At 44.3% G+C, this 17,824-nt stretch carries 17 protein-coding genes; 15 read left to right on the top strand and 2 right to left on the bottom strand.

What is annotated here, in order from left to right:
- Nucleotides 1-36 precede the first annotated feature (36 nt).
- The 10 genes from GGR02_RS00590 (at nucleotide 37) to GGR02_RS00545 (ending at nucleotide 9,787) form a co-directional block, all read left to right on the top strand.
- Nucleotides 37-603: a hypothetical protein gene (locus GGR02_RS00590; protein WP_183182812.1), complete on the top strand. Its 567-nt coding sequence runs from the start codon at nucleotides 37-39 to the stop codon at nucleotides 601-603.
- Complete coding sequence (gene nosD / locus GGR02_RS00585; protein ID WP_229706049.1) at nucleotides 600-1,898, top strand: nitrous oxide reductase family maturation protein NosD; 1,299 nt, start codon at nucleotides 600-602, stop codon at nucleotides 1,896-1,898. The genes GGR02_RS00590 and nosD overlap by 4 nt, the downstream gene beginning before the upstream one ends.
- A complete protein-coding gene (locus tag GGR02_RS00580; RefSeq protein WP_183182810.1) occupies nucleotides 1,895-2,692 on the top strand; it encodes an ABC transporter permease subunit in 798 nt (265 codons plus the stop codon). The genes nosD and GGR02_RS00580 overlap by 4 nt, the downstream gene beginning before the upstream one ends.
- On the top strand, nucleotides 2,689-3,360 hold the full coding sequence (locus GGR02_RS00575) for an ABC transporter ATP-binding protein (protein WP_183182809.1): 672 nt from the start codon (nucleotides 2,689-2,691) through the stop codon (nucleotides 3,358-3,360). The genes GGR02_RS00580 and GGR02_RS00575 overlap by 4 nt, the downstream gene beginning before the upstream one ends.
- A complete protein-coding gene (locus tag GGR02_RS00570) occupies nucleotides 3,357-4,271 on the top strand; it encodes a FixH family protein (protein ID WP_183182808.1) in 915 nt (304 codons plus the stop codon). Before GGR02_RS00575 ends, GGR02_RS00570 begins: the two co-directional genes overlap by 4 nt.
- 150 nt (nucleotides 4,272-4,421) lie before the next feature.
- Nucleotides 4,422-5,174 (top strand): DeoR/GlpR family DNA-binding transcription regulator, encoded by a 753-nt coding sequence (locus GGR02_RS00565; RefSeq protein ID WP_183182807.1) that lies wholly within the window; start codon nucleotides 4,422-4,424, stop codon nucleotides 5,172-5,174.
- The gene (pfkB, locus tag GGR02_RS00560; RefSeq protein ID WP_183182806.1) at nucleotides 5,171-6,082 is read left to right on the top strand and encodes a 1-phosphofructokinase; all 912 of its coding nucleotides are present in this window, start codon (nucleotides 5,171-5,173) and stop codon (nucleotides 6,080-6,082) included. The genes GGR02_RS00565 and pfkB overlap by 4 nt, the downstream gene beginning before the upstream one ends.
- A 12-nt stretch (nucleotides 6,083-6,094) precedes the next feature.
- Nucleotides 6,095-7,954 carry a PTS fructose transporter subunit IIABC gene (locus tag GGR02_RS00555; protein ID WP_183182805.1) on the top strand — a complete coding sequence of 620 codons (1,860 nt, stop codon included), beginning with the start codon at nucleotides 6,095-6,097 and terminating at the stop codon, nucleotides 7,952-7,954.
- 113 nt (nucleotides 7,955-8,067) lie between these two features.
- Nucleotides 8,068-8,931 (top strand): permease, encoded by an 864-nt coding sequence (locus tag GGR02_RS00550; RefSeq protein WP_183182804.1) that lies wholly within the window; start codon nucleotides 8,068-8,070, stop codon nucleotides 8,929-8,931.
- A gap of 10 nt (nucleotides 8,932-8,941) precedes the next feature.
- Complete coding sequence (locus GGR02_RS00545; RefSeq protein WP_183182803.1) at nucleotides 8,942-9,787, top strand: TIGR03943 family putative permease subunit; 846 nt, start codon at nucleotides 8,942-8,944, stop codon at nucleotides 9,785-9,787.
- A 9-nt stretch (nucleotides 9,788-9,796) separates the two neighbouring features.
- On the opposite strand, the gene GGR02_RS00540 is transcribed toward GGR02_RS00545, so the two are convergent.
- Nucleotides 9,797-10,744 carry an MBL fold metallo-hydrolase gene (locus GGR02_RS00540; protein WP_183182802.1) on the bottom strand — a complete coding sequence of 316 codons (948 nt, stop codon included), beginning with the start codon at nucleotides 10,742-10,744 and terminating at the stop codon, nucleotides 9,797-9,799.
- An 88-nt stretch (nucleotides 10,745-10,832) separates the two neighbouring features.
- Between GGR02_RS00540 and GGR02_RS00535 the strand changes: the two genes are divergently transcribed.
- Nucleotides 10,833-11,234 carry a secondary thiamine-phosphate synthase enzyme YjbQ gene (locus tag GGR02_RS00535; protein WP_183182801.1) on the top strand — a complete coding sequence of 134 codons (402 nt, stop codon included), beginning with the start codon at nucleotides 10,833-10,835 and terminating at the stop codon, nucleotides 11,232-11,234.
- Between the two features lie 9 nt (nucleotides 11,235-11,243).
- On the opposite strand, the gene GGR02_RS00530 is transcribed toward GGR02_RS00535, so the two are convergent.
- Complete coding sequence (locus tag GGR02_RS00530; RefSeq protein WP_183182800.1) at nucleotides 11,244-12,536, bottom strand: ATP-binding protein; 1,293 nt, start codon at nucleotides 12,534-12,536, stop codon at nucleotides 11,244-11,246.
- A gap of 244 nt (nucleotides 12,537-12,780) precedes the next feature.
- Here GGR02_RS00530 and GGR02_RS00525 point away from each other — a divergent pair, with 244 nt between their 5' ends.
- The 4 genes from GGR02_RS00525 to GGR02_RS00510 all read left to right on the top strand — a co-directional run bounded on the left by GGR02_RS00525 (nucleotide 12,781) and on the right by GGR02_RS00510 (nucleotide 17,665).
- Nucleotides 12,781-13,023: a hypothetical protein gene (locus GGR02_RS00525; protein WP_183182938.1), complete on the top strand. Its 243-nt coding sequence runs from the start codon at nucleotides 12,781-12,783 to the stop codon at nucleotides 13,021-13,023.
- Between the two features lie 334 nt (nucleotides 13,024-13,357).
- Nucleotides 13,358-14,152 (top strand): uroporphyrinogen-III synthase, encoded by a 795-nt coding sequence (locus GGR02_RS00520; RefSeq protein WP_183182799.1) that lies wholly within the window; start codon nucleotides 13,358-13,360, stop codon nucleotides 14,150-14,152.
- A 208-nt stretch (nucleotides 14,153-14,360) separates the two neighbouring features.
- Nucleotides 14,361-15,374: a 2-oxoacid:acceptor oxidoreductase family protein gene (locus GGR02_RS00515; RefSeq protein WP_183182798.1), complete on the top strand. Its 1,014-nt coding sequence runs from the start codon at nucleotides 14,361-14,363 to the stop codon at nucleotides 15,372-15,374.
- A complete protein-coding gene (locus GGR02_RS00510) occupies nucleotides 15,374-17,665 on the top strand; it encodes a thiamine pyrophosphate-dependent enzyme (protein ID WP_183182797.1) in 2,292 nt (763 codons plus the stop codon). Before GGR02_RS00515 ends, GGR02_RS00510 begins: the two co-directional genes overlap by 1 nt.
- Nucleotides 17,666-17,824: the final 159 nt, after the last annotated feature.

The raw sequence follows: 17,824 nt of genomic DNA, 5'->3' as shown, positions 1-17,824 counted from the left end.
GGGATTTCCCCCCTTTTAAAAAAGGAAGTGGCGAAGATGAAAAAAGCGAAACTATCCGTTTCTACTGCAATCATCGTTAGTTGTTCTGCGTTTCTTACTGGTGCATCACTCTTTTTCCCGTGGTGGGGAATGCGCTTTGTTGCGCCGCAGTATCCAGAAGGTCTCGACATTATCGTATATCCGAATAAGCTAAAAGGAAATATCGACATTATTAACGGCTTAAACCATTATATTGGCATGAAACCGTTTAGTGAAGAAAGTTTTCCGGAATTGTCCTATTTGCCGTACATCATCGGTGCGCTAGCGGTTTTCCTATTAGTGGTGGCGTGGCTACGCGATAAACGCTTGCTTGTTGCATTGGTGGTTGTTTTTGCAATTGGCGGGCTGCTAGGGCTTTATGACCTCCATCGTTGGCTCGTTGATTTCGGAACAAATTTAAGCGACGATGCCCCGATTAAAATTAAACCGTTCGTTCCGCCAGTGCTTGGGGAAAACCGCATCGCCAATTTTGTGACGAACAGCTATTTTTCGACAGGGGCGTATATGATTGGAGCGGCATTTTTCTTGCTTATACTTCCGCTATGGAAGGAGCGAAAACGATGAAAAAGTGGTTGTTTGTGCTTGTCCTTTTTTTCTTTCCGTTCCTCTCACCACCAGCGATTTATGCAGAGGAGACGCTACAGCAACTAATTGATGAAACACCGGCGAACGGGACGCTTTTATTAAAAAATAAAACATATACCGGCGATATCGTCATCGAAAAACCGATGACGATTAAAGGGGCAGCGCATACGGTTATTAAAGGAAGCGGCAATGGAAATGTAATCGCTGTTCGCGCACCGCACGTGACGATTGAGCACGTGACGGTGACAAATAGCGGGAAAAGTCGTAGCACGCAAGAAGAGTACGCCGCGATTAAGGTGTATTCGGACTACAACACGTTAAAACATATTACGATTACTAATTCATTTCACGGCATTTATTTAAGCCAAGCACACCATAACGTCGTCGAATATGTGCGTGTGACTGGGAAAGGTGGAGAGATTGCAGGACAAGGGAACGGCTTGCACGTGTATTACTCCAATTTTAATAAACTTGCCCATAATACAATTATCGGCACAAGAGACGGCATGTTTTTTGACTACGCCAATCATAACGTTGTGAAAGATAATGACGTTTCGCATACAAGATACGGGCTTCATTATATGTATTCTGACGATAACGAGTTTTATCGAAACCGATTTACGTTAAATACTGGCGGTGCGGCAATTATGAATTCGAATCGCATCGTGTTAAAAGGTAATGAATTTTTGTTAAATAAAGGAATGCGTTCGTTCGGAGTGTTGTTGCAAATGGCGAATGACAACCGAATTATTGATAACGAATTTTATCAAAACGAACGAGCGTTTTACATTGATCAATCGACGAACAATTTTATGGAGGGCAATACGATTGTAAAAAACCAAATTGGCGTTGAATTATGGGGAAGTTCGCAGCGCCAAACGTTTACGAACAACCGCTTTTTGAATAATACGATTTCCGTATTAAGTTTAGGAGGCGAAGGGGACAATCGCTTCAGTTTTCATGGCGTAGGAAATCATTGGGGAGACGACGCGCACTTTTTCGACTTAAATCAAGACGGGAAAGGCGATTCTCCGTTTCAATATAAATCATCGTTACACAAGATCGTCGAACAAAATGAACTAGCATATTTATTTTTGAATACACCAAGCATTAAGCTATACGAAAAAGTAAATGAATTAATGCATGAAGAAGAAGTCATGGCAACCGACAATTATCCGTTTGTCGACCGCCACAGCATGCCGTGGACAACGATATTATTTGCGCTTGTAATGGTGATCTGGATTTTGCAATACAAAAGGGGTCAATCACAATGAACTTTATTTGGAAAGAATGGTTAGAAATCTCTCGTGGAAAAGCATTTTGGTTTTTTCTTATTTTGATAGTTGCTACATCTTTTTCCGTTTTTTTAAACACAAAAAGTTTGCCGGTAGATGAAGGATTTGAAGTGTTTTTATTAACGTTGTTTGAAATGAATATTTATGTTATCCCTATTCTTTGTCTCTTTTTTGCTTCGTTTGCTGTGATGCAAGAAAAAGAGTTTAAAACGCTTTTCATGATGATGGCGCGCAGCGGTTCGTATGGCTCGTTTTTATGGCGAAAAAGCGTAGCAGTGCAAACGATCATGATCGGGATGTTCGTTCTTTCGTATTTTGTGTTGATGATACCAGTAAAATTTGTTTTTTCGTTTCATGCGGCGCATTTTCTTTCTTTTTTAGCCGCTATCACGGTGCTCATTGTCATCTTTAATCAAATTGGGCTATTGTTAGGAAGCGTTTGCCGAACGAAAATTCAACTGATTGGCGCGAACTTGTTTGCATTGTTCTTTTTCTTATATTTGTACGATTTTGTGCTGCTTTATATGTTGCCGAACGTCACTTATGATAACGTACAAAGTTTTGCGCTTCTTTACTTCTTGCAGCCGATGCATACGCTTCGTTTCTTTTTAGAAACGTCGCTTGGCGTTTTTTCGCTCGATTATTTATCGCGAACGATGGAAAAATTTTTCTCGTTCCCACCGCTAACGTTAGTAGCACTCAATATCGTCGTTTGGGTTGGTATCGTCTTTTTCGTTTCTGTATTGCTTTATCGGAAGGGGGAACAAGGATGATTGTCATGGAACATGTCACGGTTGCGTACAAGCAGAAAAAAGTGTTAGACGACGTTTCGCTTGTCGTTGAGAAAGGGGAGCGATGCGCGCTGATCGGAAGAAACGGGGCGGGAAAATCGACGCTTATTTCGAGTGTGTTAAATATGATCCCGATAAAGCAAGGGAAAATCTCGATTTGCGGCATCCCAAACAAGCAGCACCAGTGGAAACCGCACGTCGCTTATTTGCCGGAAAAATTCCATCTATATCCTCATTTAACGGGAGAAGAAAATATACGTTTTTTTGCATCGTTGAACGGTTCGGCTGTCAATGAACAAAAAATCGAAGAAGCGTTGAAATTAGTCGGATTGTGGGAAGAGCGAAACGTCCGAAGCAAAGCGTATTCGAAAGGGATGCTCCAACGGTTGGGGCTTGGAATTATGCTTTATTATGACGCTGACCTTTTTATATTGGATGAGCCGACGAGCGGACTAGACCCAATGGGGCGAGCCGATATTTTATCGATCTTGCATTCGTTGCACGGCAAAACGATTTTTCTATCTTCCCACCATTTAGACGAAGTGAAACAAATTTGCACCCATATCGCTTATTTAGAAAACGGGAAAATGACGAAATATACATTGGCGGAATTTGAAGCTAACGTGATGTATGGAGGGGAACGAAGATGAGAAAACTAACCGTTTTTCTTTTCAGCTTGTTATTTTTGTTCACAGGATGTTCGAACGGTGACTGGGAAGTGACGATAAAAACGACTCCGTTTTATAAAGAAGGAGTAGCGGCTCCGTTTGCGGTGCAAATAAAAGAAAACGGAAAACTAGCAAAACAGGCAAAAGTTCATGCAACGTTTGAAATGAGCAATATGGATCACGGAAAAATTGAGGTTGATTTACACGAAAAAGGGAACGGTATTTATGAAGAAAACGTACAGCTGCCGATGGAAGGAGATTGGGAAGCGCTTCTTGTCATTAAGAAAGGGAATGACAAAGTCGAAAAGCTGCTAAAAATGCATGTAAAAAAAGAAGAGGCGGTTGCCAAAGTCGGCAAAGAAAAAATTACGATGGATGACGTCCGCTTTTACCAAGTATTAAGTAAAATCGAAATTGCGATTCAAAAAGAACGCGTTCGAGCAACGTATACTGGCACAACGCTAAACGAACAGCTTACCTACTGGAACCGAAGAGAGCAGTACGCCAATCGGTTGAATCAAGCCGTATCGCATTTAGTGGAGTTGCAGGCGATGGCGTTATTAGCCGAAGAAAAAGGACATGTTGTCACGAAGCAGGAAATCGCGAAAACGATTTCTGCGCTTCGTAGTCAATATGCGCGTTACGAAACCGCCCAACAAATGATTCATGCGTATGGAGAAAAAAAGTTTTGGGAAGACTATTCCCGCTATAGTAAACTCCGCCTGCTCGCGAACGATGTTTACAACGACTTGGCAGGAGCAGTGAAAAAAGCGAACCCTACCGTCAGCGACAACGAAATTCGCTATTTAGCGCAAAAGCAATACGAAGAATTACTTCTTTCTCAAATCGACTCATTGCATATTGAACTATATCTCCCCAACCGCTTATCGTAAGGCGGTTTTTTATTGTTTTTGAAAGATATTGAACGTTTTTTGAAAGAAAATGATTTTTTTTGATTGTAAATGAACGATTTTGATTGATTTTTGAAAAGTCTTGCGATATGATGAAAATGTAAGCAAGGACGTGTAAAGGGAGGTGAAAAGATGCTGACGGAAGAACGCCATCGCCTCATTTTAGATCTGTTAGCAGAAAAAAAAGTCGTGAAATTGCAAGAACTTGTCGAAGCGACTTCTTCTTCAGAGTCGACGATTCGCCGTGATTTAAGCCAGCTCGAAAAAGAAAAGAAGCTGCGCCGTGTGCATGGTGGTGCGGCGCTATTGCATCAAAAACGTGAAGAGCTAAGCGTATTGGAAAAATCGACGAAAAACATGGAAGAAAAGCGGCTGATTGCCCAATATGCCGCCCAGTTCGTGCAAGATGGTGATTGCATTTACATCGATGCTGGAACAACGACGCTCGAAATGATTCCGCATATTCACGCGAAAGACATCGTCGTTGTCACAAACGGAATTACCCATCTCGAAGCGTTGCTAGAAAAAGACATTCCGACGTATTTATTAGGTGGTTTGATTAAAAAGAAAACGAAAGCGCTAATCGGCCGTGGGGCGTTGCACTCATTAGAGCATTATAGTTTTGATAAATGTTTTATCGGCGTCAACGGCATTCACCACGACTTTGGCTATACGACACCAGACCCGGAAGAGGCGATGGTCAAAAGCTTGGCGCTGAAGCTTTCGCGGCAAGCGTACGTATTAGCCGACCATTCCAAAATGAACGAGAGCACGTTTGCGAAAATTGCCGATTTAGAAGCGGCAACAATTATCACAGATGAACTAGATGACGAACTACTAGCGCTATACGAAGCCAAAACAGCAATCGAGGTTGTGAAAAAATGATTTATACATGCACACTTAATCCTTCTGTTGATTATATCGTAAAAGTCGACGACTTTCGGCTCGGAGAACTGAACCGAGCGACCGAAACAGCCGTCTTTCCCGGGGGAAAAGGCATTAACGTATCCCGCGTATTAAAGCGACTTGGGATGGATAGCGTCGCCTTAGGATTTGTCGGCGGATTTACGGGAGCGTTTATTGAGCAGGCGCTAGCGCAAGAAAATATAAAGTTTGACTTTGTGAAAGTGCCTGAAACGACGCGAATTAATATTAAACTAAAATCGGGAAAAGAAACGGAAATTAACGGGCAAGGTCCAACGATTGCTTCATCGTCTGCCAATGAACTAATGAAAAAAATTCAAGCGTTGCATCCAGGCGATACGCTTGTTTTAGCAGGAAGCATCCCTGAATCGCTTCCGAGCGATTTTTACCGGACGATTGTGCACACGGCGAAAGCGGCAAACGTGAATGTCGTTGTCGACACAAGTGGCCCGGCGCTGAAACAATTAATCGAAGCAACCCCGTTTCTTATCAAACCGAACCATAAAGAGCTTGGTGAGCTGTTTGATACCGTTTTGCATGCGAAAGCGGACGCCGTTTTATACGGACGCCGACTCGTTGAGTTAGGAGTAGAAAACGTCATTGTTTCTTTAGCAGGGGACGGAGCGTTTTTGTTTACGAAAGAAGTGGCGCTGTTTGCTGAAGCGCCAAAAGGAGTCGTTCGCAATTCTGTCGGCGCAGGCGATTCGATGGTCGCTGGTTTTTTAGCCGCCTATACAAGCGGCAAACAAATCGAAGAAGCGTTTGCTTATAGTGTCGCTACTGGAAGCGCAACGGCGTTTTCCGATGATTTATGCACGAAAGCGAAAGCAGACGAGTTGCTCCAGCACGTGAAAGTTACTCGTTTATAGGAGGGAAACCGGATGAAAATAACCGATTTATTGACGAAAGACACGATTATTCTCGACCTTCAAGCGCGGACGAAAGAAGACGTGGTTGATGAATTGGCACGCAAGCTGAATGAAGCAGGCGTGTTGAGCGATTTGAAAGCGTTTAAAGAGGCGATTTTTGCTCGTGAAGCGCAAAGTACCACTGGCGTCGGTGACGGGATTGCCATTCCGCACGCAAAAACAGCGGCCGTAAAGCGCCCGGCAGTAGCGTTTGGCCGCTCGACGAGTGGAATTGATTACGATGCGCTAGACGGAAAACCGAGCCATTTGTTTTTTATGATTGCAGCGCCTGTCGGGGCGGATAATACTCATTTAGAAGCGCTTGCCCGTTTGTCGTCGATGTTAATGGACGCATCGTTCCGTAAGCAAATTGAAAGCGCTTCAAGCGGAGAGGAGTTGTTGGCGATGATTCGCAAAAAAGAAGCGGAAGGGCAAACAGAAAATGCGACCACTTCAGGGAAAAAGAAAATTGTTGCGGTGACGGCTTGCCCAACAGGAATTGCGCATACGTACATGGCTGCAGATGCACTAAAAGCAAAAGCAGCGGAAATGAATGTCGACATGAAAGTCGAAACGAACGGTTCAAGCGGAGTAAAAAACGAACTAACAGCGAAAGACATTGAAGAAGCAGTCGCCGTCATTGTAGCGGCCGACAAACAAGTAGAAATGGAACGGTTCCGCGGAAAACATGTCATTCAAGTCCCAGTAGCGCAAGCGATTCGTAAACCAGACCAGCTGATTGAACAAGCATTAAACCAAGCGGCACCAATTTACCAAGGAAGCGGAACGAAAGTCGAAACACCACAAGCGAAAGGGCGCACAGGATTTTACAAACATTTAATGAACGGCGTTTCAAACATGTTGCCGTTCGTTGTTGGCGGTGGGATTTTAATTGCGATTTCGTTCATTTTCGGCATTAAAGCGTTCGACCCGAAAGATCCGTCGTTTCATCCGATTGCTAAAGCACTGATGGACATCGGCGGCGGTAGCGCGTTTGCCTTAATGGTTCCGGTGCTTGCTGGGTTTATTGCGATGAGCATTGCAGACCGGCCGGGATTTGCGCCAGGGATGGTCGGCGGATTTATGGCCGCAAATGGCGGTGCTGGCTTTTTAGGTGGACTAATTGCCGGGTTTCTTGCCGGGTATTTAGTCGTCGGATTAAAGAAAGCGTTTAGCGGATTGCCACAATCGCTTGAAGGGATTAAACCGGTTCTTCTTTATCCATTATTCGGGGTATTGCTCACGGGGCTTGTCATGATGTACGTCGTCATTGATCCAGTGAAAGCGTTAAACGATGGCATGAAACATTGGCTTTCCAATATGGGCACAGGAAACCTTGTGGTGTTAGGGTTAATTCTTGGTGGTATGATGGCGGTCGATATGGGTGGACCGATTAATAAAGCAGCCTTTACGTTCGGCTTGGCGATGATTGACGCCGGAAACTATGCGCCGCATGCGGCAATTATGGCAGGCGGAATGGTGCCGCCATTAGGCTTGGCGTTAGCAACAACCTTCTTTAAAAACAAATTTACAAAAGCAGAGCGCGAAGCAGGAAAAACGTGCTACATTATGGGCGCATCGTTTATTACCGAAGGGGCGATTCCGTTTGCGGCCGCTGACCCAGTGCGCGTCATTCCGTCCATCATCGTCGGTTCAGCCATCGCTGGTGCGTTAACGATGTTATTTGGCATCGGTCTTCCTGCCCCACACGGCGGTATTTTCGTCATCCCGATTGTCAAAGGAAATCCATGGTTGTATGTGCTAGCCATTTTAATCGGTTCGATCGTTACCGCCTTAATGGTCGGTTTTTGGAAAAAAGAAGTAAAAGAATAATAGTGTGATAGAAACGAGGCAGAAAATGCCTCGTTTTTTCATTTTCAAAGAAACGTTCATTCATGATAAAATAAACGGTTGTAGCCGTTATTTTAGGTAAAAGGAGAAAAAGTATGAAGTCGTTTTTACAGCTGAATACGATTTTTGTCAGTATTTTAATAGAATCGATGCCGTTTGTGTTAATCGGCGTGTTTATTTCTGGCATTATTCAAATGTTTGTGACAGAAGAAATGGTGCGAAAATGGGTGCCGAAAAATAATGTGCTGGCAGTGCTATATTCGGCGTTAATTGGCGCATTATTTCCAGCGTGTGAGTGCGGCATTGTCCCGATTACGCGCCGGCTTGTGGCAAAAGGGGTACCGTTACATGCCGCGGTTCCGTTTATGCTTACCGGTCCAATTATTAACCCGGTTGTTTTGTTTGCGACATATATCGCCTTTGGCAGCAACCTTAACATGTTGCTTTATCGCTCCATTTTTGCGGTAATCGTTGCGGTCGTCATCGGGTTCATTTTATCGGTACAATACAAAGACGACCAATTGCGGAAAAAAGAAATCGTCCATACGGCACCGGTTCGGTCATTAAAAGAAAAATGGATCGGGACGCTTGAACATACGCTCGATGAATTTTTTTCGTCCGGAAAATACTTAATTATCGGTGCATTTATTGCTTCGGCGATGCAAACATATGTCAAAACATCGACGCTGCTCGCGATCGGGCAAGGAAAAGTAAGCGCGACGCTCGTCATGATGGCATTGGCGTTTCTGTTATCATTATGCTCAGAAGCAGATGCGTTTATCGCGGCATCGTTTCAAAATACGTTCTCGTTCGGAGCGCTTACAGCTTTCTTAGTATACGGGCCAATGCTCGATATTAAAAATACGCTTATGTTGTTCCAGTCGTTTAAGACGCGGTTTGTCGTTGTACTTATTGCCTATATTACGATATTCGTCTTTTTCGGCTCGTTGCTGATTTAGGAGGGGTTACATGTTACGATTCTATATTTTACTTGGGTTTACGTTTTTATTTTTCCATTTGCATATTACTGGCGACATTAGCAAATACATTAATATGCGGTATTCGTATTTATCATTCAGCGCCATTTTTTTGTTCGCGTTTTTAACGATTGTGCAATTGATTATTGCGAATCGAAAAAAATCGGAACATCATTGCCATGACGAATGTTGCCATCCTCACGAAGAACAACAAACCGCATGGAAAAAAGCGCTTCATTATGTTGTATTTATTTTTCCGATTGTCTCCGCGCTTTTGTTTCCGATTGCAACGCTTGACTCGAACATCGTGAAGGCGAAAGGGTTCCATATTCCAGGATTTGATACGAAAAGCGAAGATCCCTTTGTTCAGCGGCAATTTCTTCGACCAGATACGAGCATTTATTACGGAAAAGATGATTACGACGATTTAATGAGAAAAGAATTAAAACGGTTTTCTCAATCGTCCTCCCTTGTGCTAAACGACCAAAATTATTTGAAAGTAATCGAAACGATTTATCAATTTCCAGGGGAGTTTAGCGATAAAGAAATGGAGATGGACGGCTTCGTGTACCACGATGAAACGACGAACAAAAACGAGTTGTTTTTGTTAAGGTTTGGCATCATCCATTGTATTGCGGACTCAGGTGTGTATGGGTTGCTCGTCCAATTTCCAGACGCAGCGAAGTTAAAAAATGACGATTGGATTCATGTAAAAGGAAAGTTATCGACGATTTATTATCAACCGTACAATGCGACGATTCCGTACGTGCAAGTCGAGTCGTGGCACTCGATAAAACAGCCGGAAGAACCGTACGTTTTTCGCGGATATGATAATTAGAAAAAGCACCTAAACAATCGGTGCTTTTTCGTTTGAAAAGGTGACACAATGGAGCACTTCTCCCAATTTTAAGCATGTTAATCGCTCAGGTTCAAGTTGACGGCGCTGCCATTCTGCCACTAAGCGGTCTAGTGCTTCTTTTGGGGTGTCGTCCGCAAGAAGAAAGGTGCCGTAATGCATTGGGATAAACGTTTTCGCTCGACAATCTAAAAACGCCTGTACTGCTTCTTCAGGGGTCGTATGTTGCGGCCCCATAAACCACTCTGGTTCATACGCGCCAATCGGCAAAAGGGCATAATCAATCGCAAACCGGTCGCCAATTTCGCGAAAGCCGCGAAAATAGCCGCTATCACCCGCAAAATAAACCGTCGGTTGCCCCGTTGCTTGCACGACCCATCCTCCCCAATGGGACGTGTTCATATCAAACAACGTTCGCCGTGTCCAATGCTGGGCGGGCACAAACGTGAATGTACTCCCTTTATATTCTTTTTCTTCCCACCAGGAAAATTCTGTCACGTGTGGATATCCTCTTCGCCGAAATAGGCAGCCAAGTCCAACTGGCACAAAGAAGCAAGGGTTGCCTTTCAGTTTTTTTATGCTAGCAAAATGCAAATGGTCATAATGCCCGTGGGAAATGAGAACAACATCAACAGGCGGCATCTCCTCGATAGGAATTCCAGGGGCGGTCAGCCGCTTCGCTATTCCCATCCTTAACGCCCAAACAGGGTCGGTAACAATCGTAATTCCGTTTATTTGCATAACAAACGTCGAATGACCGACCCATGCCAATAGCGGACGTGACTGATTTGTATGAAGCTGCGTATATTCCGGTCGCTCAACGTGCGGAACGTTGTACGAAAGATCTTTTTTCTTTTGTTTTCGTTCTTGTTGCCAACGGCGGAAATCGGCAAACGTTTTTTTCGTCGAAACCCCATCTAAATTTTCATATCGTTTCATTGCTCGTCCTTCCTTTTTCTATACGATATAATTAGAGTAACAAAAACCGCCTTTTTCTGGCAAACAATTGATACGGGAGGGAAAAAAGATGTTGCAGTCGTTTTCGATTCGAACAACAACAAGAGATGAAATGATCGATATTACGCATTTTGTGGAAGAAGTCGTGCAAAAAGCGGGGATTGAGGAAGGGGTTGCCCTCGTGTATTGCCCGCATACAACGGCGGGAATTACCATTAACGAAAACGCCGACCCAGACGTCAAACGCGACATGATTCGCCGGTTGGATGAAACGTATCCGTGGACGCATCCGCTTGACCGCCACGTGGAAGGAAATACAGCAGCGCATATGAAAGCAAGTACAGTCGGTGCTTCTCAGCACGTCATTATTACAAATGGCAAGCTGCTTTTAGGTACGTGGCAAGGTATTTATTTTTGCGAGTACGATGGCCCACGTCAACGGACGTTTTATGTTAAAGTGTGGAACGGCTAAAAGGAAAGGTTATCCCTTTCCTTTTAGCGCTAGAGAACGAACGGGTTTTGCCGATGCAGCCACTGTTTTTGCGAGCGGAAGCGAAAGCGAAATTTCCGTCCCTTTATTCACTTCGCTTATAATCTCAATCGAGCCGCCCATCGATTCAATAATGCGATAGACGACCATCATACCAAGCCCTGTCCCTTTCATTCCTTTTGTCGTAAAATACGGCTCTCCAAGCCGTTCGATTTGCTCTTTTGTCATGCCGATACCTGTGTCGGTGATGCGAATAAGCACCTCATCTTGTCCGATCGATACGTACACATCGAGTGTACCGCCATTTGGCATTGCTTCGATAGAATTTTTCATAATGTTCAGTAAACATTGTTGGAACTTATCTCGCTCGCCAAACACATGAAACGGAATAAGCGACGAACGAATTTCGACGCTGTTCATGTTCGCAAACGGCCGCAATACATCAATGACCCGCTCGATTTCTGCTTTTACGTTTAATTTTTCAACTTGTTCTGGCGACGGTTTAGCAAACGTCAAATAATCCGTAATAATCGCTTCTGCCCGATCAATTTCCTCGATCGCAATTTGCATATATTGTTTCCGCTTGTCCATTGGCAATTGGCTTTGCGCAAGTAACTGCATAAACCCACGCGCTGCAGTTAATGGGTTGCGCACTTCGTGAGAAATCGAGGCGGCAAGGTGGCTAACCACTTCCATTTTTTCCGCACGCATTAGTCGTTTCCTTAGCCCAATTGTTTGCTCGACCATTTCTTTTAAATAACAAGCCATCGCTGCACTAAGCGGCTGAATGACAAAATAAACGATTCCACATGAAAAGCAAGTGAGCGAAATGTCGCTTAAACTAAACGTCAACAATCCGGAAAACGCAGCTAGCGAAAAAAGAAGCAACACGCGCTGCTTCGGTGATAACGATAAAAACGGTTTCATTAATAGAATACTAATAAACATAATGACAAAGGAAGAAAGCATAACGACTACCCATTCGCCTTTGCCGAACACCGCATAATAGCCAATCGTAAACAAACTAAGAAACAAGCTTGCCACTGGTCCGTAATATAAGCTTCCTATCCAAAGGAGCACTTGGTGGAGGTCGTATACATGGTCATTGTCTACATTAATCGGAAAAGTAATGCAGAAAAACATCGCCAAAAGAAGCGACACAATCGTCAGCAGTTTTTTGAGTTGTTCGAACACGTTTCGTTCTTCTAGCCATAGAGCTAAAACGAAAACAGGAAGAAGAAGAAAAAATATATTTAATAAACAGTCTTTGAATAGACTGAGCATCGCTCCACACCTTCCTTGCACTACCATTGGTGAACATCGCTTCCATTGTAAATGAAAATGTTGTCGGATGAAAAGAAAAAGCGTTAGCGTTTTTTTGACATAAATCTCGTTTTTTCAACAATTTTTGAAAAAACGACACCGTTCGCAAGTTTTCGTTAGGAATTTGTTGATTTTTTTTCATTTATTGTTTTGGTTTACTTTTTTATAATAGTAGTGTAACGGAATGGAAGGGGGAGTCGAAATGATGGGGGATCAATATAAAGAATTGCGAAAATGGATTCAACAAAAACAGCCTGTCAAAATTAAAACGATAAAAGGAGAGGCAACGTTTTTGCCGGTAAAGCTTTATAAGGACGTAAAAAAACTATTTGTCTACAACCGAGATATGCAGCTAATCAACATTGCGTTAGACGACGTCATATCGATTCAACCTACCCGCATTTACGGTTCGTTTGATAAAAGAGAGCAGCTCATACATATACGTTAGCACGAGTGTTGATTATCCATTATTTTACTAAAAAACACAGAATCATATGACTGAACACAAGCTTTTCTGCCTCTTCCCTCGAACAAGAGCGCCGGCGGGCAAATGTCATTTGCCCGCAAAGCGTTCGTTGTTCGAGGAGGGCATGCTAATACTCCCAGTCGGCAAGCGAACCGCTTGTCGACTACGGCAGAAAAGCTAGGAATAGAGTGATGTCAACTGGTTTTTAATGGTTAATCAACACGCCTGATACGTTAGGACGGCTTTTGCCGTTCTTTTTTGTTGCCTAGCGTCATTTTCTGTTCTAAAATGGGGAAAAAGTGAAGGGGGATTTCGATTGCAAGGAAAACGAATTGTTTTATGTGCATCGCGGAAACTAGAAGAAATGACAGCGCTCATTGAAAAGCAAGGGGGGATTGCCGTTATTCGTCCTGCACAGGGGACGGTATTTGCTAAAGATGAAGCGCTTATTGAAGAAATTCGCGACGCCATTTCCGAAAAACCCGATTGGTTCATTTTCACCACTGGCGTCGGGGTGGAAACATTAACCGATGCGGCCGAGCGGGGCGGCATGAAAGAAAAGTGGCTAGAAACGATCCAAGCGGCAAACGTTGCTGTCCGCGGCTACAAAACGGTAGCGGCGCTAAAAAAAATCGGCATCCCGATTGTTGCGGAGAGCGACGATGGGACGACGAAAGGGCTGCTTCGTTCGCTTGCCTCGTTTTCGTTTGCCGGAAAACGCGTGGTCGTTCAACTGCATGGCGACACGGCACCGACGTTAAAGCAATTTTTGCTCGAGTGCGGCGCGTCGTACACGGAGTTGCTTCCGTATCAGCATATCGCGCCGGATGAGGACGTCTTAAACCTACTATACAACGACATTGTCGAGCAGCAAGTCGATGCCGTTTGCTTTACGACTGCCATGCAAGTTCGGTTTCTCTTTTCCTTTGCGAAAGAAAAACAAGCGGTCGAGCCGTTATGCCGCGCTTTTAACGAACATGTCGTCGCGTGTGCGGTCGGAAAAGTGACGGCAGAGGCGCTTTCAGAAGAAGGGGTGACCCGCATCGTTGCCCCAGAACTCGAACGAATGGGTGCAATGATTGTGACGCTCGCGAAATATTTTGGAACCTAGCAAGCAACGCTTGCTAGGTTTTTTGATTATTCTGTTATAATACAATATAATTCCTGTTATACAACCAAAAACCTTGCTAAATAAAGGGATTTTTTTGTGTACTACTAATAATTTTTTAAATGTTTGATTTTTGTCACATCTTTTTGACGATTTTTTGATTAAAATGTGAAGAAGGGGGATACCCATCTATTCCAGTAGGGGGGATAACATGTCGATTTTACCGAAAAAAAATGAACTTGGGTTTTTTGAAATTCGTTTAGAATCCATTGGTGGACTTGGGGCAAATTTAGCTGGAAAAATGCTTGCCGAAGCGGGTGTATTAGGGCTTGGGCTAAACGGTTCTAACTTTTCTTCTTATGGTTCTGAGAAAAAGGGGTCGCCAGTAAAAAGTTTTATCCGTTTCTGTGACCCAGACACAGAAATTCGCGCCCATAGCCCAATTGAAGAACCGCACGTCATTGGCGTTTTCCATGAAGCGCTCTATAAAATGGTCGACGTTGTAAGCGGTTTAGCACCAGACGGCATTGTGCTAGTCAATTCGACGAGAGAGTTTGATGACATTAAGCGTGATTTGCGCTTAGAATACGGAACGCTTGCCGTCGTCGATGCGCTCGGTATCGCCGTAGAAGAAAAAACGAAAGTGAATACCGCGATGCTCGGTGCGCTATTCCGCGTTTGTGATTTTTTAGACCCGGAAGCGATGAAACAAGTCATTCGCAAAACGTTTGAGAAAAAATACCCTCACTTAGTAGAATCAAATATTCGTACATTTGAGCGCGGGTATCATGAAGTGCGTTTTAAAACATATGAAGCGCCCGAATCCGCGCGCGGCAAAGCGTTTTCTCGCCCAGAGCCGCTTTTGGGCTATGAAACGCAAGAAATCGGCGGCATCATTTCTGCGAACGCCAACAGCATTTTCAAAGATTTAAGCGGCTCGCGCCAAGGTTTTTTACCAAAATGGGAAGAAGAAAAATGCATTCATTGCGTTGCCTGTGACACCGTTTGCCCAGACTTTTGTTTTGTTTGGGAAGAAGGGGAAGACAAAAAGGGGCGCAAGCAAATGTTTTTGCGCGGCATTGATTACCAATATTGCAAAGGTTGCTTAAAATGTGTGGAAGCCTGTCCAACAGCTGCGCTTTCTGTCGAGCGCGAACAAATTGGCTTTGCGGAGCAGCATCAAGTAAAACAAAAATTCCCATTGGCGACAGGGGGGGCTTATTAATGGCGATGGTAGAAGAAAAAGGAACGAAACAAGCAGTCGAACAAGTGACGACGTTTGAATCAGGAAACGAAATGGCAGCATTAGCAGCTGCACAAATTGATTATCACGTGATGGGTTATTTTCCAATTACACCGTCGACAGAAATTGCGCAGCTACTTGACCAAATGAAAACGCGCGGAGAGCATAACATTCAACTCATTGCTGCGGACGGAGAGCACGGGTCGGCTGGCATTTGCTACGGTGCTTCTGTGATGGGGGCGCGTGTATTTAACGCGACGAGTGCCAACGGGTTAATGTATATGCTAGAACAGCTACCGGTGCAATCAGGCACGCGCTTTCCAATGGTCATGAACTTAGTCACTCGCTCGATTAGCGGACCACTAGATATTCGCGGTGACCATTCGGACCTTTATTTTGCTTTGAACACTGGGTGGGTCATTTTGCTCGCTCGCACGCCGCAAGCAGTGTATGACATGAACATTATGGCATTGAAAATCGCCGAGCATGCAGACGTCCGACTCCCGGTCATCGTCGCGTACGACGGATTTTTTACATCGCATCAAAAGCGGAAAGTGCAATACTTTAAAGACCGTGCAGTTGTTCAAGCGTTTGTCGGTGAGCGGCCAACGGAGTTTCCAAATGCGGCTGACCCAAAAAACCCGATGACGATCGGGGCGCATATGAACGGCGACGACTTAATTAACAACAACTACCAGCAATCCGAAGCGTTATACCGCGCAGGAGAAGTGTTTAAACAAGTTGCGCGCGAATACGCGGAATTATCTGGACGTGAATATCCAGTCCTTGATTTATACCAAATGGACGATGCTGAAGTAGCGCTCTTTTTATTAAATTCTGCTGCAGAAACAGCAAAAGACGTAGTCGATAAATTGCGGGCGAAAGGCATTAAAGCAGGCGTCATTAGCCCGAATATAATCCGTCCGTTCCCAGCGGAAGAAATTCGCCAAGCGTTAAAAAATGTAAAAGCACTTCTCATTGGGGAACGTGCCGATTCTTATGGGGCGCACGGTCCGAACATGACGCACGAAGTAAAATCAGCATTACAAAGCGATTCGGAAAACAAAACAATCGTCTTAAGCCGCGTGTTCGGTGTTGGTGGAAAAGACTTTTATGCCGATGAAGCAGAAGCGTTTTTCCAACTGGCGATAGAGGCGATGGAAAAAGGCTATGCAGAAAAACCGTTTGACTATTTCGGGCATGTGCCAGGAAAACAAGAAAAGAAATTGCAGCGTGTCATGGAGCCGATGCATGGGGATGCGTTTAAAACAGGGCTCATTCAAGTAACAGAAGACGAAGAAACGAAACGGTTAAAAGTAAAAGTTCCACCGCTTCGCGCATTAACGGCAAAACCGAAACGAATTGCGCCAGGGCATGGTGCTTGTCCAGGATGCGGCATTTTCCCTGGATTAGAGCTATTCTTTAAAGGAATTGAAGGCGATGTCGTTGTTTTATTCCAAACAGGTTGTGCGTACGTCGTCACGACCGCCTATCCGTACAGCTCCCATAAACAGACGATGATTCATAACTTGTTCCAAAACGGACCGGCGACGTTGTCAGGGGCGGTCGAAGCATTTTTGGAAATGAAAAAACGCGGCGACATTCAAGTATCAGACGATGTGACGTTTGTCATGGTCACTGGTGACGGCGGAATGGATATCGGCATGGGGTCTGCCATCGGTACGGCGCTTCGCAACCATAAATTGATTATGCTTGAATACGACAACGAAGGATATATGAATACCGGTTCGCAAATGTCGTATTCGACGCCGATGGGGCATATGACAAGTACAACGGGCGTTGGAAAAACGCAAAAAGGGAAAGCGTTCCATCATAAAGATACGGCGCAAATTATGGCGGCGACAAATATTCCGTACGTCTTTACCGCAACGGAAGCGTTCCCGCAAGATTTAATTAAAAAAGCGGCGAAAGCACAATGGTATGCCCAAAACGTCGGCACGGTATACGGCAAGTTGCTCATTACATGTCCACTAAACTGGAAAACAGAAGAGCGGTACGGGGCAAAAATTATGGAAGCGGCTGTCAACTCTTGCTTCTTCCCGCTTTATGAAGTCGAACGTGGCATTACAACGATTACGTATGACCCAGAAGAGAAAAACAAACGCATTCCATTAAGCGAATGGTTAAAATATATGGGGAAAACAAAGCACTTATTAAAAGAAGAAAACCGCGATCTATTGCTTGAGTTCGAACAAGAAGTCGAGCGGAGATGGCGCCGGTTAAAAGCGAAGCACGAACATCCAGAACTATAAGAAGCAGGTTCACTGAACCTGCTTTTCTTAAAAAATAGAAAAACTGTGATTCGTATCACGTCATTTTCTGACAAGCAACAGTAAAATAAACATTGGAGAATATGCGTGCTCTCGAAGTAGAGACGTAGCCAACTTCGAGCACAAGGAGGAGGAGAAAGC

The organism is Anoxybacteroides voinovskiense (assembly GCF_014196205.1).
GTDB classification, from domain to species: Bacteria; Bacillota; Bacilli; order Bacillales; family Anoxybacillaceae; genus Anoxybacteroides; species Anoxybacteroides voinovskiense.
The sequence above is the reverse complement of the archived record's forward strand: the minus strand, read 5'-3'. Positions and strand labels throughout refer to the sequence as shown.